The organism is Bradyrhizobium sp. USDA 4516, from assembly GCF_054055915.1.
Window position 1 is genome coordinate 820,897 of record NZ_JBSRXT010000001.1, and the last position, 22,971, is coordinate 843,867.

The 22,971-nt window shown below is 65.8% G+C and carries 24 protein-coding genes and 1 pseudogene; 5 read left to right on the top strand and 20 right to left on the bottom strand.

Going from position 1 to position 22,971, the window contains the following annotated elements; translation table 11 throughout:
- Nucleotides 1-4: 4 nt before the first annotated feature.
- From phnL to phnG, 6 genes are read right to left on the bottom strand one after another with little or no spacing between them, the layout of a single operon-like run.
- Complete coding sequence (gene phnL, locus ACVI1L_RS03870; RefSeq protein WP_057015437.1) at nucleotides 5-703, bottom strand: phosphonate C-P lyase system protein PhnL; 699 nt, start codon at nucleotides 701-703, stop codon at nucleotides 5-7.
- A gap of 8 nt (nucleotides 704-711) precedes the next feature.
- Complete coding sequence (gene phnK, locus ACVI1L_RS03875; RefSeq protein WP_253624192.1) at nucleotides 712-1,509, bottom strand: phosphonate C-P lyase system protein PhnK; 798 nt, start codon at nucleotides 1,507-1,509, stop codon at nucleotides 712-714.
- Nucleotides 1,502-2,386 carry an alpha-D-ribose 1-methylphosphonate 5-phosphate C-P-lyase PhnJ gene (locus ACVI1L_RS03880; protein WP_456782325.1) on the bottom strand — a complete coding sequence of 295 codons (885 nt, stop codon included), beginning with the start codon at nucleotides 2,384-2,386 and terminating at the stop codon, nucleotides 1,502-1,504. The genes phnK and ACVI1L_RS03880 overlap by 8 nt, the downstream gene beginning before the upstream one ends.
- Entirely contained in the window at nucleotides 2,383-3,486 is a 1,104-nt protein-coding gene (locus ACVI1L_RS03885) for a carbon-phosphorus lyase complex subunit PhnI (RefSeq protein ID WP_057015440.1), read from the bottom strand. Before ACVI1L_RS03885 ends, ACVI1L_RS03880 begins: the two co-directional genes overlap by 4 nt.
- 3 nt (nucleotides 3,487-3,489) lie before the next feature.
- Nucleotides 3,490-4,098, bottom strand: coding sequence for a phosphonate C-P lyase system protein PhnH (gene phnH, locus ACVI1L_RS03890; RefSeq protein ID WP_456782326.1), 609 nt, complete (start codon nucleotides 4,096-4,098; stop codon nucleotides 3,490-3,492).
- Nucleotides 4,099-4,102: 4 nt separating this feature from the next.
- Nucleotides 4,103-4,564, bottom strand: a complete 462-nt coding sequence (gene phnG, locus ACVI1L_RS03895) for a phosphonate C-P lyase system protein PhnG (protein ID WP_456782327.1) — start codon at nucleotides 4,562-4,564, stop codon at nucleotides 4,103-4,105.
- Between the two features lie 128 nt (nucleotides 4,565-4,692).
- Between phnG and phnF the strand changes: the two genes are divergently transcribed.
- The gene (gene phnF, locus ACVI1L_RS03900) at nucleotides 4,693-5,418 is read left to right on the top strand and encodes a phosphonate metabolism transcriptional regulator PhnF (RefSeq protein ID WP_456782328.1); all 726 of its coding nucleotides are present in this window, start codon (nucleotides 4,693-4,695) and stop codon (nucleotides 5,416-5,418) included.
- 97 nt (nucleotides 5,419-5,515) lie between these two features.
- On the opposite strand, the pseudogene ACVI1L_RS03905 reads toward phnF, so the two are convergent.
- Both ACVI1L_RS03905 and ACVI1L_RS03910 read right to left on the bottom strand, forming a co-directional pair.
- A pseudogene (locus ACVI1L_RS03905) lies at nucleotides 5,516-5,705 on the bottom strand (patatin-like phospholipase family protein); the annotation flags it as partial.
- Nucleotides 5,706-6,270: 565 nt separating this feature from the next.
- On the bottom strand, nucleotides 6,271-6,771 hold the full coding sequence (locus ACVI1L_RS03910; RefSeq protein WP_076829007.1) for a DUF1269 domain-containing protein: 501 nt from the start codon (nucleotides 6,769-6,771) through the stop codon (nucleotides 6,271-6,273).
- 346 nt (nucleotides 6,772-7,117) lie between these two features.
- On the opposite strand from ACVI1L_RS03910, the gene ACVI1L_RS03915 reads away from it, so the two are divergent.
- Complete coding sequence (locus ACVI1L_RS03915) at nucleotides 7,118-8,824, top strand: Na/Pi cotransporter family protein (protein WP_456782329.1); 1,707 nt, start codon at nucleotides 7,118-7,120, stop codon at nucleotides 8,822-8,824.
- Between the two features lie 49 nt (nucleotides 8,825-8,873).
- Here ACVI1L_RS03915 and phnE (ACVI1L_RS03920) read toward each other — a convergent pair whose 3' ends face one another.
- The 4 genes from phnE (ACVI1L_RS03920) to phnC all read right to left on the bottom strand — a co-directional run bounded on the left by phnE (ACVI1L_RS03920) (nucleotide 8,874) and on the right by phnC (nucleotide 12,514).
- Nucleotides 8,874-9,722: a phosphonate ABC transporter, permease protein PhnE gene (gene phnE, locus ACVI1L_RS03920; protein WP_176936949.1), complete on the bottom strand. Its 849-nt coding sequence runs from the start codon at nucleotides 9,720-9,722 to the stop codon at nucleotides 8,874-8,876.
- Nucleotides 9,719-10,603 carry a phosphonate ABC transporter, permease protein PhnE gene (gene phnE, locus ACVI1L_RS03925; protein WP_057018813.1) on the bottom strand — a complete coding sequence of 295 codons (885 nt, stop codon included), beginning with the start codon at nucleotides 10,601-10,603 and terminating at the stop codon, nucleotides 9,719-9,721. Before phnE (ACVI1L_RS03925) ends, phnE (ACVI1L_RS03920) begins: the two co-directional genes overlap by 4 nt.
- An 83-nt stretch (nucleotides 10,604-10,686) precedes the next feature.
- Entirely contained in the window at nucleotides 10,687-11,619 is a 933-nt protein-coding gene (gene phnD, locus ACVI1L_RS03930; RefSeq protein WP_057018814.1) for a phosphonate ABC transporter substrate-binding protein, read from the bottom strand.
- A gap of 79 nt (nucleotides 11,620-11,698) precedes the next feature.
- The gene (gene phnC / locus ACVI1L_RS03935) at nucleotides 11,699-12,514 is read right to left on the bottom strand and encodes a phosphonate ABC transporter ATP-binding protein (RefSeq protein WP_028334545.1); all 816 of its coding nucleotides are present in this window, start codon (nucleotides 12,512-12,514) and stop codon (nucleotides 11,699-11,701) included.
- Nucleotides 12,515-12,725: 211 nt separating this feature from the next.
- On the opposite strand from phnC, the gene ACVI1L_RS03940 reads away from it, so the two are divergent.
- Genes ACVI1L_RS03940 through ACVI1L_RS03950 form a run of 3 tightly spaced genes read left to right on the top strand, consistent with a single transcriptional unit; the run spans nucleotide 12,726 to nucleotide 15,259 of the window.
- Nucleotides 12,726-13,391, top strand: coding sequence for a transferase hexapeptide repeat family protein (locus ACVI1L_RS03940; RefSeq protein ID WP_141341832.1), 666 nt, complete (start codon nucleotides 12,726-12,728; stop codon nucleotides 13,389-13,391).
- Nucleotides 13,388-14,560 (top strand): alpha-D-ribose 1-methylphosphonate 5-triphosphate diphosphatase, encoded by a 1,173-nt coding sequence (locus ACVI1L_RS03945; RefSeq protein WP_456782330.1) that lies wholly within the window; start codon nucleotides 13,388-13,390, stop codon nucleotides 14,558-14,560. The genes ACVI1L_RS03940 and ACVI1L_RS03945 overlap by 4 nt, the downstream gene beginning before the upstream one ends.
- A 9-nt stretch (nucleotides 14,561-14,569) precedes the next feature.
- The gene (locus tag ACVI1L_RS03950) at nucleotides 14,570-15,259 is read left to right on the top strand and encodes a DUF1045 domain-containing protein (RefSeq protein ID WP_253640462.1); all 690 of its coding nucleotides are present in this window, start codon (nucleotides 14,570-14,572) and stop codon (nucleotides 15,257-15,259) included.
- Nucleotides 15,260-15,263: 4 nt separating this feature from the next.
- On the opposite strand, the gene hemC is transcribed toward ACVI1L_RS03950, so the two are convergent.
- From hemC to cnbZ, 8 genes are all read right to left on the bottom strand, one after another.
- Nucleotides 15,264-16,274, bottom strand: a complete 1,011-nt coding sequence (hemC, locus tag ACVI1L_RS03955) for a hydroxymethylbilane synthase (protein ID WP_168857218.1) — start codon at nucleotides 16,272-16,274, stop codon at nucleotides 15,264-15,266.
- 65 nt (nucleotides 16,275-16,339) lie between these two features.
- Nucleotides 16,340-16,960, bottom strand: coding sequence for a bifunctional nicotinamidase/pyrazinamidase (gene pncA / locus ACVI1L_RS03960; protein ID WP_057018820.1), 621 nt, complete (start codon nucleotides 16,958-16,960; stop codon nucleotides 16,340-16,342).
- Complete coding sequence (locus ACVI1L_RS03965) at nucleotides 16,960-17,778, bottom strand: aspartate dehydrogenase (protein WP_456782331.1); 819 nt, start codon at nucleotides 17,776-17,778, stop codon at nucleotides 16,960-16,962. Before ACVI1L_RS03965 ends, pncA begins: the two co-directional genes overlap by 1 nt.
- A complete protein-coding gene (locus ACVI1L_RS03970; RefSeq protein ID WP_253640464.1) occupies nucleotides 17,778-19,196 on the bottom strand; it encodes a M20/M25/M40 family metallo-hydrolase in 1,419 nt (472 codons plus the stop codon). The genes ACVI1L_RS03965 and ACVI1L_RS03970 overlap by 1 nt, the downstream gene beginning before the upstream one ends.
- Nucleotides 19,197-19,326: 130 nt before the next feature.
- The gene (locus ACVI1L_RS03975; RefSeq protein ID WP_456782332.1) at nucleotides 19,327-19,815 is read right to left on the bottom strand and encodes a Rid family hydrolase; all 489 of its coding nucleotides are present in this window, start codon (nucleotides 19,813-19,815) and stop codon (nucleotides 19,327-19,329) included.
- A 172-nt stretch (nucleotides 19,816-19,987) separates the two neighbouring features.
- Nucleotides 19,988-20,392 carry a c-type cytochrome gene (locus ACVI1L_RS03980; RefSeq protein ID WP_229192223.1) on the bottom strand — a complete coding sequence of 135 codons (405 nt, stop codon included), beginning with the start codon at nucleotides 20,390-20,392 and terminating at the stop codon, nucleotides 19,988-19,990.
- Nucleotides 20,393-20,394: 2 nt separating this feature from the next.
- Nucleotides 20,395-21,987, bottom strand: coding sequence for an FAD-dependent oxidoreductase (locus tag ACVI1L_RS03985; RefSeq protein ID WP_456782333.1), 1,593 nt, complete (start codon nucleotides 21,985-21,987; stop codon nucleotides 20,395-20,397).
- Nucleotides 21,988-22,111: 124 nt separating this feature from the next.
- Nucleotides 22,112-22,864 carry a 2-amino-5-chloromuconate deaminase CnbZ gene (gene cnbZ / locus ACVI1L_RS03990; protein WP_456782334.1) on the bottom strand — a complete coding sequence of 251 codons (753 nt, stop codon included), beginning with the start codon at nucleotides 22,862-22,864 and terminating at the stop codon, nucleotides 22,112-22,114.
- Nucleotides 22,865-22,971: the final 107 nt, after the last annotated feature.

Sequence of the window (22,971 nt, forward strand, 5' to 3'; positions counted from 1 at the left end):
TCCTTCAGGCAGCAGCCGCGAACGAGGTCACATCGACGATGCGGTCGGCAATCAGATGACGGATTTCGTCGTCATGGACAATGGCGACCATCGCGACGCCCTTGGTTTTCTTCTCCGCGATCAGCTCGACCACCACGGCGCGATTCGCCGCATCGAGCGAAGCGGTCGGCTCGTCCAGCAGCAGGATCGGCAGGTCCGAGATGAAGCCGCGCGCGATGTTGACGCGCTGCTGCTCGCCGCCGGAGAAGGTGGAGGGCGGCAAGGTCCACAGCCGCTCCGGAATGTTGAGCCGGCGCAGCAGCTGGCCGGCGCGCGCGCGGGCCTCCTCGCGCGCCACGCCGTTGACGATCAAAGGCTCGGCGACGACGTCGATCGTCGCCACCCGCGGCACAGCGCGCAGGAACTGGCTGACATAGCCGATGGTCGAGCGGCGGATGCTCAGCACCTGGCGCGGCTCGGCGGTGGCAAGGTCGACAACCATGCCGTGATGGCGGATGCCGATCCGGCCGCTGTCGCAGCGATAGTTGCCGAAGATCATCTTCAGGATGGAGGATTTGCCGGCGCCCGACGGGCCCGACAGCACCACGCACTCACCCGGATCGGCGTGGAACGAGACGCCGCGCACCACGGGCAGTTCGACGCCGCCCTGCAGATGCATGGTGAAGGTCTTCTCGGCGTTGGCAAGTTCGATCATCGCGGTCATTGGCACGCTCATGGCGGAAGAATCGAGGAAACGAGCAGCTGCGTATAGGGCTCACGCGGATCGTCGAGCACCTGGTCGGTGAGGCCGGTCTCGATGACGCGGCCGCCCTTCATCACCATCACGCGATGCGAAAGCAACCGCGCCACGGCGAGATCGTGGGTCACGACGATCGCGGCGAGCCCGAGCTCGCTGACGAGGTTGCGCATCAGGTCGAGCAGGCGGGCCTGCACCGAGACGTCGAGGCCGCCGGTCGGCTCGTCCATGAACACCAGCCGCGGCTCGGTGACGAGGTTGCGGGCGATCTGCAGCCGCTGCCGCATGCCGCCGGAATAGGTCTTCGGCGCATCGTCGATGCGGCCGGTATCGATCTCGACCCGCTCCAGCCAGGTCGACGCGGTGTCACGGATGCGGCCGTAATGATTCCAGCCGACCGCCATCAGCCGCTCGCCGACATTGGCGCCGGCCGAGACGCCCATGCGCAGCCCCTGCGCCGGGTCCTGGTGCACGAAGCCCCAGTCGGTGCGGAACAGGAAGCGCCGCTCGGCCTCGCCGAGTTCAGCGAGATCGCGCAGCACGCCGTCGCGCATCCGGTAGCACACCCGGCCCGCGCTCGGCGCGAGCTGCGCCGAGAGCAGCTGCAGCAGCGTCGACTTGCCCGAGCCGGACTCGCCGACGATCGCCAGCACCTCGCCGGGATAGAGCGCGAACGAGACGTCGCGGCAGGCGGTAAGCCGGCCGTAATTCTTGGCAAGCCCCTCGGCCACCAGCAACGGCTCGTCGTTGTCGAGGCTCGAGAGCTCAGACATGCGCCTTCTCCTTGTGCGGCGCTGCGCTCTCGGTGCCGTGATGGCCGGCGGCCTGGCGCTGCTCGCAGAAGTCCGTGTCGGAGCAGACGAACATCCGCCCGCCCTTGTCGTCGGTGATGATCTCGTCGAGATAGGAATTGTCGGCGCCGCACAGCGCGCAGGGCGCGTTGAAGCGGTAGCGCGTGAACGGGTGATCCTCGAAGTCCAGCGACATCACGGTGGTGTAGGGCGGGATCGCGTAGATGCGCTTCTCGCGGCCGGCGCCGAACAGTTGCAGCGCCGCGCAATTGTCCATCTTCGGATTGTCGAATTTCGGCGTCGGCGACGGGTCCATCACGTAGCGTGCGTTCACCTTCACCGGATAGGCGTAGGCGGTCGCGATATGGCCGAAGCGCGCGATGTCCTCGTAGAGCTTGACGTGCATCAGCCCGTATTCGGCGAGCGCGTGCATGCGCCGCGTCTCGGTCTCGCGCGGCTCGAGGAAGCGCAGCGGCTCGGGGATCGGCACCTGATAGACCAGCACCTGTCGGGCATGCAGCGACGCCTCGGGAATGCGGTGCCGGGTCTGGATCACGGTCGCGTCCGTGGTCGAGGTCGTGGTCGCGACACCCGCGGTCTTGCCGAAGAATTTGCGGATCGAGATCGCGTTGGTGGTATCGTCCGAGCCCTGGTCGATCACCTTCAGCACGTCGTCGGGACCGAGGATCGCGGCGGTCACCTGCACGCCGCCGGTGCCCCAGCCATAGGGCATCGGCATCTCGCGGCTCGCAAACGGCACCTGATAGCCGGGGATCGCGATCGCCTTGAGGATCGCGCGGCGGATCATCCGCTTGGTCTGCTCGTCGAGATAGGCGAAATTGTACGTCGGCGCGTTCATTCCGCGGCCTCCTGCATTTCCACGGCCTCGTTGGCTTCCGCGAACTCCTGCCGCAGCTTGCGCAACAGGCCGAGCTCGGACTGGAAGTCGACATAGTGCGGCAGCTTGAGATGCTCGACAAAGCCGGTCGACTGGACATTGTCGGAGTGCGACATCACGAACTCCTCGTCCTGCGCCGGCGCCGCCGCCTCCTCGCCGAGCTCGCGCGCACGCAGCGCGCGATCGACCAGCGCCATCGACATGGTCTTGCGTTCGCTCTGCCCGAAGGCGAGGCCATAGCCGCGGGTGAAGCACGGCGCCTCGGTCGTCGAGCCCTTGAACTGGTTGACCATCTGGCACTCGGTCAATTCGATCGAGCCGAGCGGCACGGCAAAGCCCGCGTCCTCGGCGAAGAACTCGACCTCGACCTCGCCGAAGCGGATCTCGCCGGCGAACGGGTGATTGCGACCGTAGCCGCGCTGCGTCGAGTAGCCGAGCGCGAGCAGGAAGCCCTCATCGCCGCGCGCCAGGTTCTGCAGCCGCAAATCGCGGTCGGCCGGAAAGCTCAACGGCTCGCGCGTGAGGTCGCCGACCGGCGTGTCGCAATCTGCCTGCGGCGAGGATTCGATCAGACCGTCACGGCCGAGAATGTCGGTCACCCGCGGCGTGGCGGCCTGCGAGGCCTCCGCGGTCGCCGGCTGCTCCGGCACAAAGCCTTCCGCGAGCTGCGGATCGAGCAGGCGATGGGTGTAGTCGAAAGTCGGCCCCAGGATCTGGCCGCCCGGAACGTCCTTGAAGGTCGAGGAGATCCGCCGCCGCACCTGCATCTCGCCGGTGTTGACCGGCTCGGTGGCGCCAAAGCGCGGCAGCGTGGCACGGAAGGCGCGGACCAGGAAGATCGCCTCGATCATGTCGCCGCGCGCCTGCTTGATCGCGAGCGCCGCGAGCTCGCGGTCGTAGAGCGAACCTTCGGTCATCACGCGATCGACGCCGAGCGCGAGTTGCTCGGAAATCTGTGCCAGCGTCACCTCGGGCACCTCGCGGTCGCCGCGCCGCTCATGCGCGAGCAGACGATGGGCGTTCTCGATGGCGCGCTCGCCTCCCTTGACGGCTACATACATCGCTCACACTCCGCTTGCGATCAGCCGCGTGGTGCGCGGGATCGCCACAATGGCATCGTCATGGACCAGCACGACATCGATGCCGCGCGGGAACAGGGCTTCGTTGATCGCAAGCCGCTGGAACAGGTCGCGCGGCTTGAGCATCGCCTGCAGCACGGCGCTCCCGTCGATACCGGGCCCTTTCAGCTCGAAGGCCGGCCCCTGCGACAGGCTGTCGACCTGCAGGATCAGCGTGGTCGACCGGTCAGGATATTCGCTGCTGCCGAATGCGAAGCAATCGAGCGCCGGCAGGCTCGCGGCATCGCCGATCAAAGCGAAGCTCGCGATCGAGGAATCGGCCACCACCGGCGCGCTGGCATGGAACTTCAGCCAGCGGGCGACGTCAGGCGTCGCCGACATCGCGGCGTCGAGCCAGATCGGCGTGTCGTGATCGAACAGCGTCAGCGCGATCGCGGCCGAGCCGCGCATCATGCCGGCCGGTGTTCCGACATCAGCGGCAACGCGCTGCACGCTGCCCGGGCGCGCCATCGCATCCATCACGGAACGGAAAGTCGACTGCGCCGACAGCACCTTGTCGGCAAAGCCCGCGGGCATTTCGGCAATCGTCGTCATTGCATCATCCCTCACCGCGCACCATCGTGTAGAAATCGACCCGCGTCGCCGCGGTTTCCGCTGCCTTGCGGCCGCGTTCGGCGTTCATGGCGACGCGCAGCGGCGCGATCACCTTGGCCTCCACCTCGCCGGACAACTCCGCCGACTGCACCATGGCGTCGCACAGCGCGATCATCTGCGCCTTCCGCGCGTCGCGGCCGAGCGTGTAGCCGAAGCCGACCTCGCCGGTCGCAAGCCGCACCGCCGCGCGCGACACCGTCGCCTCGCCGAGATTGAATGGCGCACCGTCGCCGCCGATCCGCCCGCGCAGCATCACAAGGCCGTTTTCCGGCTGGCGCAGGTTCTCATGCGCGGGCACCGCGATCGCGGCCAGCCTGCCTGCGATGTCCGTAGCGGCGGCGTGCGCCAGCACCGTCATCGCGGCCTTGCGCTGGGCCTGTTTGCTGTTTGGTCCGGTCGAACTCATGGTCGAACTCATGGGCAAACCTTTGGGCAACCTTGCTTGCATCAAGTTGTCTATGATACTAGACAACTTGATAGCGGAGCGCCATGACTGTTTCGTGACAAACCAAAGATTTCTGGTATCACCGCGCCATGAGCATGCAGGAAAGTTCCGGCGTCGCCTTGTGGCGGCAGGTCGCCGACGGCATCGAGCGCGGCATCGCTGACGGCCGCTTCGCCGCCGGCGAAAAGCTGCCCGGCGAGATGGAGATCGCCGAGACGTACCGGGTCAACCGGCACACCGTGCGGCGGGCACTCGCCGCATTGGCCGAGCGCGGCCTGGTGCGCGCGGAGCGCGGCAGCGGCACCTATGTCGAAGCCCAGCGCCTCGCCTATCCCTTGCGCTCACGCACGCGGTTCTCCGAGATCGTCGGCGCCGGCGGTCACGAGCCGCGCGGCCAGCTGATCGATGCGAGCAGCGACACCGCCAATCGCGAGCTTGCGCGCGAGCTCGGCCTGAAGATCGGTGCGCCGCTGATCCGGATCGAAGCGGTGCGGCTCGCCGACCGGACGCCGATCTGCGTCTCCACCACCTGGCTGTCGGCCGAGCGGTTTCCCGATGCCGGCAGCGTGTTCGCCAACGTCCGCTCGATGACGAAGCTGCTCGGGCATTACGGCGTCAAGGACTACCACCGCGCCTCAACCCGGATCACCGCGGCGATCGTCGATGCGACCGACGCCGCGCGACTCGACCTGCCGCTGGGACGGCCGGTGCTGGTGGTCGACGCCACCGACGTCGACATGCTGGACCAGCCGCTGGTGACCAAGCGCTCGCGCTTCGCCGCCGAGCGCGTGGAGTTTCTGGTCGAGAACGGCTGACAATCCCCTTTGTAATCCGAACTAAACGGTCGAGCCCTGCAAGGCCCGATGTCTTGTTACACACGCCCACGGCCAGTATGAACGTTGGTCGTCGTCAGGTGCCCGATATTGCCTCGCTGCGCAACCACGGCTCATCCATGAGCCGATCGAGCACCCCCCAGGTAAAAGCGCGGTACGATCCACTGCCCTCCAGCGCGAGATCGACCAGCACGGTATCGCGCACTTGGCCCGCGCGTGTTTGCGGCTCCTTCAAGGACATGGCGGGGCTCCGACTGGCGTGCGGCCACGTCGCGGCCGGCGAACGATAGACAAAGCAGCCATCAGCTCCTGCCGGGAAGCGGTTGCGGGAGTGGTTGCGGACGCTGGATTCCTGGCCGCCCAGGTCTCGGAGGCCGAGTGACCGGGCGGTGGCCTGGCCGGCGCCATCCGTGCCATCCCGCCGGACCACCCCAACCCATGCCGCGCCTTGAACCAAAACCACACCGATACCAACCGCCGCCGCGCCATCCCCTGCTGTACCAACAGTAGCGGTGGCCCCTCCAGGTGAATTGGACAGTTTCCGCGAGACGAAGCTCGTCGGCGGCCTGGCGCAGACCCAGCGGCGCAATGAGGCCGGCCTGCGAACGACCGCTGGTCGCCGTGATCGCCACCGAAGCAATCCCAAGTGCTAGGCCCCATAGAAACAATTTGCGCATGATTTTCTCCCGGCTCCTGGCTGCGCGGAAGGGAAGCGACCGCGGAGCCGAACGCCGCAGCCAACCTCATCGCTGGCGATCCGCCCAAGGACCGATGCTGTTGCGCACTGATCCCCACGCAAGTCCGCAGCGTATTAGGCCGCCACAAGATCGGCGACTAGGCAGCCTTGGCCTGAGTTGCGGCTGCGAGCGCGTCGCGAAGGTGCTGCTCCTTCTTTTCATCGAGCGAGGTCGTCAGGACGATCCCTCCCGCATCCTTGATCGCATTGAGAACCTTGTCTGAGGTCATGGACTTGATCAGCAGGAACAGAACGGCATCTCCCGATTTCACCTTCGACGCGAGATCCTTCATGAACTGGTCTCTGATCCCGAAATCGGTCAGCGCACCGCTCAAAGCGCCTGCGCCGGCTCCGAGCGCCACGCCGAGAAGGGGATTCAGGAATACCATCCCCAAGAGCAGTCCCCAGAAGCTGCCACTGGCGGCGCCGGTCATGGTGGTGTTCACGAGCTGATTGAGCTTTACAGCGTCCCCGGTTTTGACTGCGATCACGGCATCGCTGATCGTGATCAGGTACTCGCTCTGAAGCTTGAGTATTTTTTGCCGAACTTCCTCTGCTTTGACTTCGGATGGGTACACGATCGCAACGAGATCTGACATTGAACACTCCCTGATGGCTCGAAGTGCTGCCCCTATTCCGCGCGTGATGCACGGCCGAAACTTAGCACAGACCCGAAAGTCTCTTGCCGCGCAATCATGCACGCAGCTTCACAATCCCGAGATGTTTTTAGCGCTCGGTGCAATTGAGTAAGCGACATTGTCGCATGTGTCTTGAACAAGGACTCGCCGCAAGCCTGTGTGCCGCGCCCTTCTGAGTTCGACCCGTGCGACCAAAAAGCCGTCGCTTGATCCGCCGGATGGCGAATCCTCGTCTCCTGCTGACTTCAGGGCGCCGCTGCTTTAGGTTGATTGGTTCAATTGTCGGTGCACTGCGAAGAGAGCACGCATGTCGACGGCGATTTCGATCCTCGGTGGAGTTGGTTTTTTCCTGCTTGGCATGAGCGTCATGACCGCCGGCCTCAAGGGACTCGCCGGATCCAAATTGCGGACAGTCCTGAGCAAGGCAGCAGCAACCCCGCTATCCGGTGCGCTGTGGGGCGCCATCGTGACCTTGATCGTGCAATCGTCCAGCGCCACGACGATGACCACCATCGGTCTGGTAAGCGCGGGCGTGCTGACCTTTCCACAAGGGCTGGCCCTCGTGTTCGGTGCGAACGTCGGAACCACGGGAACCGGCTGGCTCGTTGCGCTGATCGGCGTTCGCGTCTCCCTCACGGCCGCGGCGCTCCCGATGATTTTTGTCGGCGCATTGATCAAGCTGTTGGGCGGTGGCCGTGTATCCGCAGCGGGAGCAGCCCTTGCGGGGTTCGCGCTGGTGCTGTTCGCGCTGACGACCCTGCAGCAGGGCATGGGAGGACTAGCCGAACGGTTGCACCCGGCGGACTTGCCGGCCGTTCTCGGCGCCACCTGGTGGGCCGGCTTGTACGGGGTGCTGGCGCTGGCCGTCGTCGGACTGGTGATGACCGCCGTGATGCAATCGTCGACCGCGGCTATCGCGGTGACGCTCTCGGCACACTATGCGGGAGCCATCGGCCTAGACCAGGCATGCGCACTGATCATTGGGCAGAACATCGGAACGGCGACCAGTTCCGCCATGGCGGCAATCGGCGCGAGCAGCACCGCCAAGCGATTGGCCTTGGCGTACATCCTGTTCAAGCTGATTGCGGCGGCTATTGCGCTGGTGCTCTTCCCCGTGACCATTCCCCTTCTGGTCCGCGCCTCAGACAGCATTGGTGGTGTAACGCTGCTTGCAGCTTATCACACCGCCTACAACGTCATCGGCGTCCTGGTGCTGCTGCCTGTGATCAATGGCTTTACCCGGTTCGTCGAGCGCATCCTGCCCGAACGAGGCTCACCGCTGACCAGGTGCCTGGATCCGGCAGCGCTCGCGACCCCGATCGCAACCGTCGAGGCAGTGCGACGCACGGTCGCGCGCGCGCTTGAAGCGATGTGCGGATCATTGGCGACAGCACTGTCAACAGCGAGTCAGGACGCCCCCGTCCCGGCGAGACAGAACACAGTGCCAGCGGGGGAAGCTGCCTCTGCCCTGCGCCAGGCGCAGGAGTTCATATCAGAAGTAAGTGGACCTCCTGAATCGCAGAATGAGCAGCGGCGGCTCGCCAGCACGGTACATGCACTTGACCACGCGTCTCGCCTGGCCGAAACCTTCGGCGAGGAAATCGAACTCGGTCGGCTCCCCAGCGGCTCCCAGGACATGCGCGCGGTGGAACTCTGCGTGGAGGCCATGCGTAGCGCGGCATCGCTCGCCGCTGAAGTCGCCGTCGTGCCCGACGCTTCCGATTCCGCCAGAAAGATCAAGCCGAGAACTGCGCCGACGCGGTCGCTCCACCCAGAAAAGGCACTCGCCACAGCCAGGACATCGACCGAGCAGGCCCTTGCGCATCTGGAACACTGCGCGAAAGCACTCGGCGAAGTGCGGAGAGACCACCGCAAGGCCACGCTCGACTCAGTGGCGAATGGAACGACGATCGCGGACGACGCAATCGCTCGCGTCGATACCGTACGGCGCCTTGAAACGCTCACGCATCACGCCTGGCGCTCCGTCGCGCATCTTCACGATCGCAGCGCATAGTGCGGTACAAAACTCGAGGCCCCCCGCAAGAGCAGGGCGAGGCAGGGTCCTACACCACGGCGCGCTGGCCGATGATCGCAAAGCGCAGCTTGCTCGAGATGAAGTCGATCGCGGCAACCGCGATCAGGATCATCAGGATCAGGAACGATACCTTCTGCCATTCCAGCACACGGATCTGCTCGGCGAGCTGCAACCCAATGCCGCCGGCGCCGACGATGCCGATGATGGTGGCCGAACGGGTATTCGACTCGATGAAGTAGAGCACCTGCCCGGCGATCACGGGCAGCACCTGCGGCAGCAGGCCGAAGCGGATCTCGTGCAGCGCGTTGCCGCCGGACGCGCGGATGCCCTCGACCTGCTTGCGATCCGCGGCCTCGATCGCCTCCGAGAACAGCTTTCCGAACGCACCGAAGTCCGACACCATGATCGCGAGCACGCCCGCGAACGGGCCGAGGCCGACGACGTTGATCCAGACCAGCGCCCAGATCAGCGTATCGACGCCGCGGATCGAATCGAGGAAGCGGCGCACCGGAAAGCGGATCAGGTTCGAGGGGATGATGTTGCGCGCCGCCAGCAGGCTGACCGGCAGCGCCAGCAGCGCGGCAAGCGTGGTGCCGAGCACCGCGATCGACAGCGTCTCGCCGAGCGCCTGCATGTAGAGCGGGAACGACGAGCCCGGATTCGGCGGGAGCATCAGCATCGTGATCCAGCCGAGCTGGCCGAGGCCCGCGATCAGCCTGGACGGCGAGAAATCGAGATCGACCAGTCCGAACACGAAGATCGCGAGCGCCGCCGCGATCATGGCCGGCATCGCCAACCGTGCCGATGCGGGACGTTCGAAGACGTCGGGGTACTTCGCGCGCAGTTCCGTGGTGTCCGGCCTCGGCATCTGGCTCATCGACGGGTCTCCTTGCCGAACAGCCGGCCGCGCAGCCAGCCGGTCGAGATGTCGATGATGAAGACCGTGACGATGATGGTGATGAGGATGGCGCTGACGTCGGAATAGTAGAACTTGCGGATCGCGACCACCAGCTCCTGGCCGATGCCGCCGGCGCCGACGAAGCCCATCACCGACGCCTCGCGGACGTTGATCTCGAAGCGCAGCAGCGCATAGCTGGCATAGCCGGCCGAGACCTGCGGCAGCACGGCAAAGCGCATGCAGGACAGCCAGCTCGCGCCGGTGGAGCGGATGCCCTCGACCGGCTTCATGTCGGCATTCTCGACGATCTCGGCAAACAGCTTGCCGAGCGCCCCGGTGGTGTGGATCGCGATCGCCAGCACGCCAGCCATCGGCCCGAGGCCGAACGCGATCACGAAGATCAGCGCGAACACGATGCCGGGGACGGTGCGGGCGAATTCCAGCAGGCGGCGGATCGTGAAACGTACCCACGGGCCCGGCGACGTATTCTGGGCCGCGAAGAAATTGAGCGCGAAGGCGAGCACGGCACCCGTCAGCGTGCCGACATAGCTGATCAGGATCGTCTCGCCGAGCATCTTCAGCCACTTATGCCAACCCCAGAACCATTCGGCGGGATCGGTCCAGACCCGCGCGCCGGAATCCAGCGTCAGGATGCGATCGAAATAGCTGACGAAATTGCCGAAATAGGTGAACAGCGTGCGCAGGTTCACTTCCGCGCCGAACGCCGCGATCACCAGCACCGCACAGAATGCCGCCGTTGCCAGCGCGGCCTTCAACCGCTTGCGTGCGACGGACTTGCGGTAGGCGTCCCCCAGCGTCGCCAGTTGCTGCGCTGGAAGAATGGATACGGCGGTCGCCATCGACGCGTGCCAGTCCGGTTCGGAGTTGAGTGGAGAGAAAGGGCCGGGCTATACGCCCGACCCTCGTGACGTCAGGCGTGCGATCAGCTCGCCTTCTTTCGCAAACCGTCGACGAACTTGATCAGCTCGATGGTGCCGTCCCAATCCTTGGTGGTGGCGGGATGGAAGCCCTTCTTCTGACCGTCGGACAGACGGTCGAAGGCGGCCTTGTCCTTGGTCGGGGCGTCGAAGAAGGCCTTTGCGATCGCGGCCTTCAGGTCCTCCGGAAGATCGGTGTTGTACGCATAGGGGCCGTTGATGATCAGCGCCGACTTGTGGATGATGCGGAAATCATCCTTCTTCATCGCCGAGCCGTCGGCATTCTTCAGCATGCCCTTGGTCAGCATCTGGGCGAGCGTGGAATCGTCCTCGTTGGTCCACTGGTTAGCGGCCACATCAACGGTTCCCTGCGACAGCGCCAGGACGGCGTTCTCGTGGCTGCCGGTGAACACGACCTTGCCGAAAAAGCCTTCGGCGTTCGCGATGCCCATCTTGTTCAGTTCGAAGCGCGGCACGTTGTTGCCGGACGTCGAATTCGGATCGACCAGGCCGAGATTCTTGCCCTTCAGGTCCTCGACGGTCTTGTACGGGCTCGACGCCTTGACGAAGAACACCGAGTAATAGCCGGTCGAACCGTCGGCGTTCATATCGTTGGCGAACGCGTCGGTCTTGACGCCGGTCAAGCGCGCGCGAGAGAACGAGGCCGAGCCGTAGCTGGCGATCTGGATGTTGCCGGCGCGCTGGCCTTCGATGACGGCCGCGTAGTCGTTGGCGATGCGCAGTGTGACCTTCACGCCGAGTTCCTTCGACAGATACGCCACGAACGGCGTCCAGCGCTCGGTGACGCCGGAGGCGTTCTCGGCCGGCACCACCGCGAAGGTGAGCTCCGGATACTTTGCCTTCCAGTCCTGCGCGGAGGCCGAACCGGCAAATGCCAGCGCGGCGGCGCCAGCCAGAATGATGCGACGAGTGAACATGACTACCCCTCTTTTGTTGTAGTTGCACCTGTTGGCCGGGCAAAATGCCCGGCCTCCCAGATTGAAAAATGCGCGACGCTCAGGCCGCGGCTGCGGTGCCGAGTGCCGGCGCAGTTGCACCGTCGGGCGCGGGCAGCGGTGCTGCGCCGATGACGTCATTGGCCTCGAGGTCATAGAGCTCGCGGGCGATATGGTCGGTGAGCGCCGCGGGGGCGCCATCGAACACCACGCGACCTGCGGCCATGCCGACCAGGCGGTCGCAATAGGTCCGCGCCAGGTCGAGCGAGTGCAGATTGCAAAGCACTGTGATGCCGAAATGCTTGTTGATGCGCAGCAGCGCGTCCATCACGATCTTGGTGTTGCGCGGATCGAGCGAGGCGATCGGCTCGTCGGCGAGAATGATGTCGGGCTCCTGCACCAGCGCGCGGGCGATCGCGACGCGTTGCTGCTGGCCGCCGGAGAGCTGGTCGGCGCGCTGTGCCGCCAGCTGGGCGATGTCGAATTGCTCGAGCGCCGACAGTGCGAGCGCCCTGTCCTGCTCCGGCCAGACCTGCGCCAGCGAGCGCCATGACGGAATCTGGGCCAGTCGGCCCATCAGCACGTTGGTCAGCACATCAAGGCGGCCGACCAGATTGAACTGCTGGAAGATCATCGCCGAGCGCGCGCGCCACCGCCGCAGTTCCTTGCCGCGCAACGCGGTGACGTCGGTGCCCTCGAACAGGATACGGCCGGAGGTCGGATCGGCGAGACGGTTGATCATCCGCAGCAGCGTCGACTTGCCGGCGCCGGAGCGGCCGATCACGCCGACAAAGCTGCCCGGCGCGATCGAAAAGGACGCGTTGTCGACTGCGGCTTTCGTGCCGAAACGGCACGTCAAACCTTCCACGACCAGCATGTAATGCTCCAACCGCGCCTCGTTGGGCCATCGCTATCCCCGGCGTTTTACAGTTATGTGACGACAGCGCTGCGGTGCGGCGATCGTCCACACTCCTCCCTTGTCGCTCCCTTGCCGTCATCGCAACGTCATGATGTTGTCATCAAGCATCCCGATGACGAGCGCGCATCCCCCGGAAGCCCAAGATCCTTGAAGATTTGCGGAGGCCCTGATGGCCGGAAAAACACTCTCGGTTGTGCCGACCGTCGACCCGACCGCGTCGGTCCGTGAGAGCAAGCTCGGCAAATATACCGAGGTCGGCGCGCGCACGATCCTGCTTGAAGTGAGCATGGATGACTATTCCTACGTCGTGAACGACAGCCAGATCACCTACACCTCGATCGGCAAGTTCTGCTCGATCGCGGCGATGACCCGCATCAACCCCGGCAACCACCCGATGCATCGCGCGACTCAAGCGCATTTCACGTACCGCGCCAGCGCGTATTTCCCCGGAGAGAGCGACGACACCGACTTCTTCAACTGGCGACGTGCGCATCACGTGCATATCGGCCATGACGTCTGGATCGGGCACGGTGCGATCCTGTTACCAGGACGGAACATCGGAACCGGCGCTGTCGTCGCTGCCGGCGCGATCGTGACCAAGGACGTTCCCGCATACACCATCGTTGCCGGTAATCCGGCGCGGCCCGTGAAGCGGCGCTTCTCCGAGACGATCGCCGACCGCCTCGCCGCGCTCGCATGGTGGGACTGGGATCACGAGACGCTCCGCCGCGTCCTGCCCGACTTTCGCAAGCTCGCGGTCGAGGAATTCCTCGACAAGTACGAGGCCGAGGCCGTATCCAAATCGCAAGCCAAACAACGGAGCGCCGCATCGTGACGGACATTTTCATCGAGGGCGGGCGCACGCTGGTTGACGGCGCCCTGGTCGAGACCTCGCTGCGGACCGCAGGCCGCGACATCGGCGCGCTCGACGCCGAGCAGGGTCGCGCCGCGCTTCACATCGATGCTAGTGGCCTCCTGGTGCTGCCCGGCATCATCGACCTGCATGGCGATGCGTTCGAGCGGCAGATGATGCCGCGCCCCGGCGTCGACTTCCCGACCGACGTGGCGCTGATCGACAGCGACCGGCAGGCGATCGCCAACGGCATCACCACCGTGTTCCATGGCGCGACCTGGTCGTGGGAGCCCGGCCTGCGCGGCGCGGAGAATGCGCGCAAGCTGCTCGATGCGATCGAGGCGCTGCGGCCGCAGCTCGCCGCCGACACCCGCTTCCATCTGCGCCACGAGACCCACAATCTCGAGGCCGAGGCCGAGATCATTCAATGGCTCAGTGAAGGCCGCATCGACCTGTTCGCCTTCAACGACCACAGCAACGTCAAGCCGAAGAAGCGCAACCAGCTGGCCGAGCGCACCGGGCTCTCCGTCGAGGCCGTCAACGACATGCTCGACCGGATCGTGGCGCGCCGCCCCGAGGTGCCCGCCTCGATCGCGCGACTCGCCGCCGCCGCGCGCGCGGCCGATATCCGCATGCTCTCGCATGACGACAACAGCCCGGCGATGCGCCAGGAGTTTCGCGCGCTGGGCGCCACGATCGCCGAATTCCCTGTCAACGAGGAGACCGCGCGCGACGCTGCGGCGGCGGACGACTTCATCGTGTTCGGCGCGCCCAATGTGGTGCGCGGCGGCAGCCATACCGGCTGGACCAAGGCATCCGACATGATCGCGCAGGGCCTCTGCTCGGTGCTGGCGTCGGACTATTACTATCCGGCGCAGTTGCTCGCGGCGTTCCGCCTCGTCGCCGATGGCATCCTGCCGCTCGCCAGGGCCTGGGACCTGATCTCGTCGGCGCCGGCCCGCGCGGCCGGGCTCGCCGATCGCGGCGTGCTCGCCGCGGGCCGCCGTGCCGACATCATCGTCGTCGACGACAAGGCGCCGCTGCGGCCGCGCATCATCGCCGTAATAGCGGCCGGACGGCTGGTGCATCTGGCGGACGCGAGCTGCCTCGTTCATTTACTCGCGCCGCGCAAGACGGTTGCGGCGGCGTAGCCCAGTCCCATGGCCAGCACTCCGCGCTACGCGATCTATTATGCGCCGTCACCCGACAGCGTCCTGCACCGCTTCGGTTCGACACTGCTCGGCTACGATGCGGTGTCGGGCGACGACCTGCCGTTTCCCGAAGGCGTCACGCCGGACTGGCGCGAGATCACCGAAGATCCGCGCAAGTATGGATTCCACGCCACGCTGAAAGCGCCCACCGCGCTCGCCGACGGTCGAAGCGAGGCCGAGCTTCTCGATGCCTGTGCCGCCTTCGCCGGCCGCGCGCGGCGCATTCCGGTGATCGAACCGGTGGTCGATGCGATCAGCGGCTTCATCGCGGTGATCCCGGCCAGCCGCTCGGATGATCTGCAGCAGCTTGCCGCCGATTGCGTCACCGAATTCGACGCGTTCCGCGCGCCGCTGACGCCGGAAGATCGCGCGCGCCGCAGGCCAGAGAAACTCACCGCGCGGCAGTGCGACTATCTCGACCGCTGGGGCTATCCCTACGTCATGGAGGAGTTCCGCTTCCACATGACGCTGACAGGGCGGCTGAGCGACGAGCGGCGCGGCCCGATCGTGGCGCAGCTGCGCTCACGGTTCGCGGCGGTCGACCTCGCGCGGCTCGCAATCGACCGCATCGCGCTGTTCAAGCAGACCGACAGCGCATCGCGCTTCCGCATCATCGGCAGCTGGCCGTTGCGGGCGTAGCGCGCTATTCCTCCGCCCGGGTGCGGGCGATGATCTCGGCGGCGCCCTTCTCCAGCAGCTCCATGCCCACGGCGCGGCCGAGTTCGCGCGGCCGGTCCGCGGGTCCGCGCCGCGTCACCTCGATGAAGCCGGCGCCGGCCTCGTCAAGCACGGAGGCGCGCAGCGTCATCTCGCTGCCCGCGAGCGTGGCGTGGCCGGCGATCGGTGAATTGCAATGACCGTTGAGCACCCACAGCACCTCGCGCTCGGCCTCGGCGGCGAGCCGCGACGGCACGTTGTCGATCCCGGCAAGCCGCGCACGCGTCGCCCAGTCGGTCTCGACGCATTCCACCGCGACGATGCCCTGGCCGACCGCCGGCAGCATCTCGCCGACCGAGAAATCATGCGCGATGCGCGCGGTCATGCCGATGCGCTCCAGGCCCGAGCGCGCCATCACCAGCGCATCCGCCGGCCCCACGTCGCCGCCGCCGGGCAGCCGCTGCTTGTCGCCGCGATCGAGCTTGGCCACGCGCGTGTCGGCGGCGCCGCGATAATGGATCACGGTCGCTTCCGGAAACAGCCGGCGCAGATAGGCGGCGCGGCGCACGGCGTTGGTGCCAATCATGAAGCCCTTGCCGCGCGCGGCGCGCAGCGTTTCCAGCGACAGGCCGGGACGCAGCACGAGGCTGTCATTGGCGGCATCGCGCGCCAGCATCGCGGCGATGACAAGACCCGGCGTCTCCTCGTTGCCCGGCACGTCCTTCAGCGAATGCATCGCCGCCTGCAAGGTGCCGGCACGCATGGCTTCGCGGATCTCGGCGACGAAGGCGCCGCCCTTGCCGCCATGACGCAACAGCTTGCTGGTCTGGTCCTGGTCGCCGCGGGTCTCGAACTTGACGATGTCGACGGCAAGGTCCGGCGCCGAAGCGCGCAGCAGGCGTGCGACCTCATCCGTCTGCGCGAGCGCCATCGCGCTCTTGCGCGTCCCAATCCGCAAAACCTGTCCCGACACGAAAGCTCCGCTACGCGTGATCATCAACGGTGGGGGATTAGAACAAAAAGCCAGTCAAAACAACGGTTTTTGCCCCTCTTTGGCGACGCTCAGACGAGCTCCTCGACAAGCTCCACCCCGGCCGCGCGCATCGCCGCGGTGGCGACGGCAAGCGAACCGCCGAGATCGATGGCGCGGCAGCCTGCCAGCACGACAATAGTCTCGAAACCGAGCCGGCGCGCATCGAGCGCCGAATACTGCACGCAATAGTCCGTGGCGAGCCCCGCCATCACAATGCGCTTGAGGCCGCGCTCGCGCAGATAGCCGGCGAGCCCAGTCGGCGTCTTGCGGTCGTTCTCGAAGAACGCCGAATAGGAATCGATCGCGGCCCGGAACCCCTTGCGGATCACGAGCTCGGCCCGCTCGGTGGCGAGGTCAGGATGAAACGCGGCGCCCGCGCTGCCCTGGATGCAATGATCCGGCCACAGCGTCTGCGGCCCATACGGCATGGCGATCTCGGAGAACGGCGCCGCGCCCGGATGCGAGGTCGCAAACGAGCTGTGGCCCGCCGGGTGCCAGTCCTGGGTCAGCACGACATGGTCGAACCGGCCGGCCAACCGGTTGACGACCGGCACGACGGCATCGCCGTCCGCGACCGCCAGCGCGCCGCCGGGGCAGAAATCGTTCTGCACGTCGATGACCAGCAACAGATCGTCGGGCGCAATCTTCATCAGGTGCCTATCCGCAACGATGCGCGCAGCTTGCGCAGGCAGGCGATCACCGACAGCGCGGTGATGCGGCCGGTCTTCGGGTTCTCCGAGGGAATGTTCTCGATCATCATCGAGAACCGCGCGGAATCTGAATCGACCTCGATCCGGTGGGTGTTGCGGGTCACGGTCGGATCCGCCCAGATCTCGACCCTCGTGCGGTCGGGGCCGATGCCGGCCAGCGACAGCGCCACCGCGACGTTGAGGTTGGCCGGAAAACCCTTTGCGGCGTCGCGCGCACTGCCCTCGAAGATGCGCAGCGGCTCGGTGATGCCTTCGATCCGGATGTTGTTCTCGACCAGATGCGGCGCGCCGACGAGGCCCGCGACCGGCTTGCGCGTCACCAGCCTCGCCGAATGGATGGTCCCGATCGCCGCGGCGGTCACCGCATCGAGCCCGATCAGCGCGCCGGTCGGCACGATGATCTGGCCGCCATGGGCCTTCGCGAGATCGACGAGGTCCTCGTTCTGCAGCAGCGCGCCGACGCTGAGCACGACCGCGGTCTTGCCGCGCTCGACCACCGGCGCCACGATTGCGCGGACCAGCTTGCTCGGCGCGCACTCGACCACGATGTCGGCAATCTCGGCCAGCTGCTCGATCGGCACCAGCTTCGGCGCAGACTTGAGCTCCGCCACCCAGCCGCGATGCTTGTCCGGGCTGTTCGCCGACACCGCGACCAGCGTCAGGCCCTCGATGCCCTGATCGAGCGCCTTGACGACGTCGGTGCCGATCGCACCGAGGCCGGCGACCGCAACCCGTGTCCTTGTCTTGCTGTCAGCCATCATTTCCCGCCGGCGAGCATCTTGACCAGGCGATAGAGATACTCCTCGCCCTCGTAGAACGACTTGACGAGCACGCGCTCGTCCTTGCCATGGATACGGTTGTCGTCGACATCGGCGGCCAGCCCGGAGTGGCCATAGGTCGGAATCCCCGCGTTACGCAGATAGCTGCCGTCGGTCGCGCCGGTGCTCATGACCGGAACGATCGACGCATCCGGCCAGAACTCCTTCGACAGCTTCTCGATCGAACCCATGATCTCCTCGTTGAGGGGCGACGGCGGGCTCAGCACGGCCTTGCCGGTCGGAGCCACCGCGATCTCCTTGTCGGCGAGCACGCGCTCGATCGTCGCCTGCACGCCCTCGACCGGCTCGCCGGGCAGGATCCGGCAGTTCACCTTGGCGGTCGCCAGCTGCGGCAGCGCGTTGATGGCGTGGCCGCCCTCCAGCATGGTCGCAACGCAGGTAGTGCGGAGCTGCGCATTATAACCCGGATTCTCCGACAATCGCGCCAGCGCCGCCGGGTCGGGCTGCGGCGCCAAAATGGCCTTGATATCGTCGGCATGCGACGTGTCGACCTCGGCGGTCTTGGTGAAATAGATCCGGGTGGTCTCGTTGAGGTTCATCGGGAAGCTGTAATTGGAGAGCCGCACGAGGCCTTCGGCGAGATGATAGATCGCGTTGTCCTTGCGCGGCAGCGACGAGTGGCCGCCGCGATCCTTCACCGTGAGCTGGTAGCCGATCGAGACCTTCTCGCTGGTCTGCACGCTGTTGCGGATCGCCTTGCCGTTCTTGAGGCCGACGCCGCCGCCTTCATTGAGCGCGAACTCGGCATCGATCAGGTCGCGGTGGTTCTTGATCAGCCACTGCATGCCGAGGCCGTTGGCATCGAGGATCTCCTCGTCGGTCTCGAGCGCCACGATGATGTCGCGATCGGGCTTGTAGCCCTCCTTCTTGTAGCGGATCAGATTGGTGATGAAGGCGGACGCCATGTATTTGTCGTCGCTGGAGCCGCGGCCGTAAAAATAGCCGTCCTGCTCGGTGAGCTTGAACGGATCGACCGACCAGTCCTCGCGGTTGGCGGGGACGACGTCGATATGGGCGACCAGGAGGATCGGCTTGCGCGCGCCGGAACCGCGCAGCCGCGCCACCAGATTGCCCTTGTGCGGCGCCGGCGAGAACACGTGCACGTCGGCCTCGGGGAAGCCAGCCGCGCGGAGCCGCGCGCCCATCGCCTCCGCTGCCTTCTGGGTATCGCCGGTCGCGGTGGTGGTGTTGATCTCGACCAGCTCCTGGTAGATGCCGCGGGCGAATTGCTGCTGCTCGGTCAGCCCCTGCGCCGCGGCGCCGGTTGCCAGCAGCGCCGGACCAAGCGCTGCCGCGAGCCGCAGCGATCGAACCGTGTCTCTAGCCTTGTGCGACATCGTACTCTCCCAGAATTCCGCCGCCTGATCGGAGACGAATTCAGACAGGCGACACGCGCTTTGGCAAGACGGCGAGCCCTTCAATTTCCGCGCGCATGCTCCGCGGTTTCGCGCACACTATTTGCAGTCCTTATTTCGAATCCTTGGCCGCGATCACCTCGATCTCGACCAGGAATCCGGGATTGGCGAGCGCGGCGACGCCGACCACCGAGCGCGCCGGCAGGTTCGGCTGGCTGCCGCCGAAGAACTGGGTGTAGCCCTCCATGAAGGCCTTGAAGTCCATCGGCGCGGATGCGTTGTGTACCAGGAATACCTGCATCTTGACGACGTCGCCCATGCCAAGGCCCTGGCCTTCCAGAATGGTCTTGATGCGGTTGAGCACGCCGACGGTCTGCGTCTTGGTATCGCCATAGGCCTGCGGGCTTGACGGATCGGCGTCCTTGTTGATCGCCGGCGGCACCTGGCCGCTGACATAGACGGTCGTGGTGTTGCCGGTGACGGTCACGGCCTGCGCGATCGGGAATGTCGAGTTGGGAATCGGATGCCTGACCACATCCGCGCAGGCGACCGTCGCCACCGCGGATAGCGCCGCGCCCAGTGTGATAGTTGCTAATCTCATGATTTCTCCATTACTCGATAGAAGTTCGTGCGGCACACATCGTTCATTTCGTCATTCCGGGGCGCGCGCAGCGCGAACCCGGAATCTCGAAGTTGCGGAACTCCGAGTACATCACCTCTGGATTCCGGGTTCGCGGGCCTTGCCCACGCCCCGGAATGACGGAACGGCGCCTCTAGCGGCGGGCGTCCTGGACATCCTTGGTCGTCACCGCGTCCTCATAGTTGTTGCTGAAGTGCGTCCGCAGATAATTCACAACGGCGGCGATCTGACCATCGGTCATCATGTCGCCGAACGCCGGCATGCCGCGGCGGCCGTTGATGACCAGGAAGACCGGATAGCTGCCGGCCTCGAGATTCTTGTTGCCGGCCAGCGACGGGTAGCTGCCCGCCCCGCTGGCGCCCGTCGCATCCGGCATGTGGCAGCCCTGGCACACATTGGCGAACAGCTCCTCGCCGGTCATCTCGACGAAGCGGTAGCCCGAAGAGAAGGTGCGCTTACCCGCGCCGCTGTCCTGCCCAAGGGCTGCCGTCGCCCACAGCAGCGCCAGTCCAGCGACGACGGATGTTGCGGTCCGCATCATCATGTCTTCACCACGCGTTCGTGCAGCCGGGAGATGACGTCGAGCGCGGACAGGATGGCGCCCTCCTGCCAGGCCGGCAGCTGCGAGGCGTGCTCGCCCGCCAGCACGATACGGCCGTCGATCTGGCAGAGATTGCGGTAGTGCTGCGCGCGGGTGGCCTCGGTCCATTCGCCGGCGCAGCCGAGCGTGAACGGCACGCGATGCCAGGCCACCGCGACGCCGTTCTCGAATTCGTTTCTGTACTGCGGATGGATCGCGGCGCCGAACTCGACCGCGCTGGCGACCCGCTCGGCCGGCGTCATCGCGGTGAATTCGAACGAATTGGCACCGCCATACATGTAGGCGCCGAGCAGGATGCCGCGGCCGCCGCGGTTGAAGCCATAGTTCGGATAGGCGATCTGCCGGATCGGCAGGTCGGTGTAGCTGATGCCGCCGTAGATCGCGTCATCCTCCTCCCAGAACCGCCGCTTGAACTGCAGGCCGATCTTCACCGAGGCGGCATAGGGCACGGAGTCGATCGCACTCTTCATCGGCGCGCTGACATCGACCGGCAACTGGCTCAGGATCGGCAACGGGATGGTGCAGATGCACCAGTCGGCGGTCGCCTGCTGCACCGTCGATGGATTGGCGGTATCGACATAGCTCACGGTGACGCCGGAGCCGTTCTGCTGGATCTGCGTCACCTTGGCGCCATAGCGGATGAGATCGCCGACCTCGCGCGCGAACGCCTTGCCGATCATGTCCATGCCGCCGACCGGCTGGAACATGGTGGTCTGGAAATCGTAGCGCGCAAAGGTCTGCAGATAGCGCCACATCCGCGACCGCAGCAGCTCCTGCAGCGGGATCGGCTCGCTGGGCAGCGGATCGCCCATCAGGCCGCCGCCGGGATCGCGCGCATAACCGCGGAACTCGGCCGACACGAGGTTGGCATTGTACTTGTAGTCGCGATCCAGCGCGCCCCAGTCGCGCAGCGACTGCAGCAGGATCTCCTGATCTTCCTTGCCGATGGTCTCGTCGAGCCGGCCCTGCTGGGTGATCTTTGCGAGCAGCTCCGAGACCCCGCCCTGGAAATCCGCCTTGATACCGCGAAAGCGCTGCGGCTTGCCGCCGAATGCACGCGTCGCGTGCAGATAGGCGTTGTGATTGAGCTGGATGAAGGGTTCCAGCGTCACATTGAGCCGGCGGCAATAGTCGAGCAGCGCACGGTGATGATAGGGAATCCGCCACGGGCCGGGATTGAGATAGAGCCCCTGCTCGAACTGGCTGGTCTGCCTGAAGCCGCCGAGCTCGACAAAACTGTCGCCGCCGCGGATCGACCAGTTGCGGCCGCCGGCGCGGCTGTTGAATTCGAGGATCTGGACCTTGTAGCCGGCCTTGCGCAGCTCCAGCGCCGCCGTCATCCCGGCAAGCCCCGCGCCGAGAATCAGCACCGAGGCGCCCTTCACATCGCCTGCGAGCTTCAGCGGCCCCTTGTAGGCGGATTCGGACGCGAAGCCGAGGCTCGTCATCGCGTGATACATCGCCGAACTGCCGGCAACGGTGCCAATCAGCGCCAGCAGATCACGCCGCCTGATCACAGATTCGTTCTGCACCCGCGCTCACCCAGCCGCTGACGTCGATGGCGAAGGGAAACGGTTGACGCGATCCGTGTCAAGAAAGGGCGCACGCTTCCACATCCACCCACACGCGCTTTTGATGCATCACGCGACCGCCACGTCACACCACGCGCTCGCGATGCACGCGCCGGCAATCCATTTCGAAGTCGAGGCCAACCACCGGCGGCCGGTCGAAATGCCAGGTCAAGCCGTTGCGCAGCACGCCGCGGCGGCCGAGCTCGCTTTCGAGCACCGGATAGGCGTCGTGCACAGTGTAGAGCTGCACCGCGGTGGTGTCCTGCCAACGGCCGCCGAACGCGCTCATCCGGCGTTCCATCTCGTCGGCCACGAATTTCGCCTTCGCCAGGAGGCCGGCCGGGCTGGTGTCGCCGAGGGCTACGGTATGATCGCGATAATTGGCCTTGCCCTCGACCGACTCGCCGCTGCCGGCGACGACAAAGCTGGCTGGTTCGTCCATGGCGGCCGGCACCGTGTAGCAGAAGGCGTGGAAGCTCGGCTCACCGGGCGGATCGAGCTTCGGACAGACATTGCTGCGCGCCACCGGATTGACGCCGTCCCGCATCGCACCCCAGGCCACGAGCGTCTTGATGTAGATCTCGTTGAAGGCCCTGAACCCGTCCTCGGTGAACGGCGCCGGGGAACGCAGTTCGCAGGCGCCAAATGACGTCAGCGGACGACCCGCCGCTTTGATGATGTCGGCAATCCTTGCAAAACCCGCGCCCAACGGCACCGGTTCAGAGAACCTGACGCGCTCGATGGCAAAGCTGGGCAGCGCAGCGATGCCGCAGGAATACTGGCTGACGCCGGGCATGAAGCGGTAGCCGCCGTCGGAAGCCTCGATGGTGTTGGTCATGGTGCCTCGTGAACACGGTGATGGGGCCGTCGCGATGACGCCTCACTTGATTTCACCACAGCTGTCGTCCCTGCGAAAGCACTAGCGTGTCTACACGGTTTTGGGGC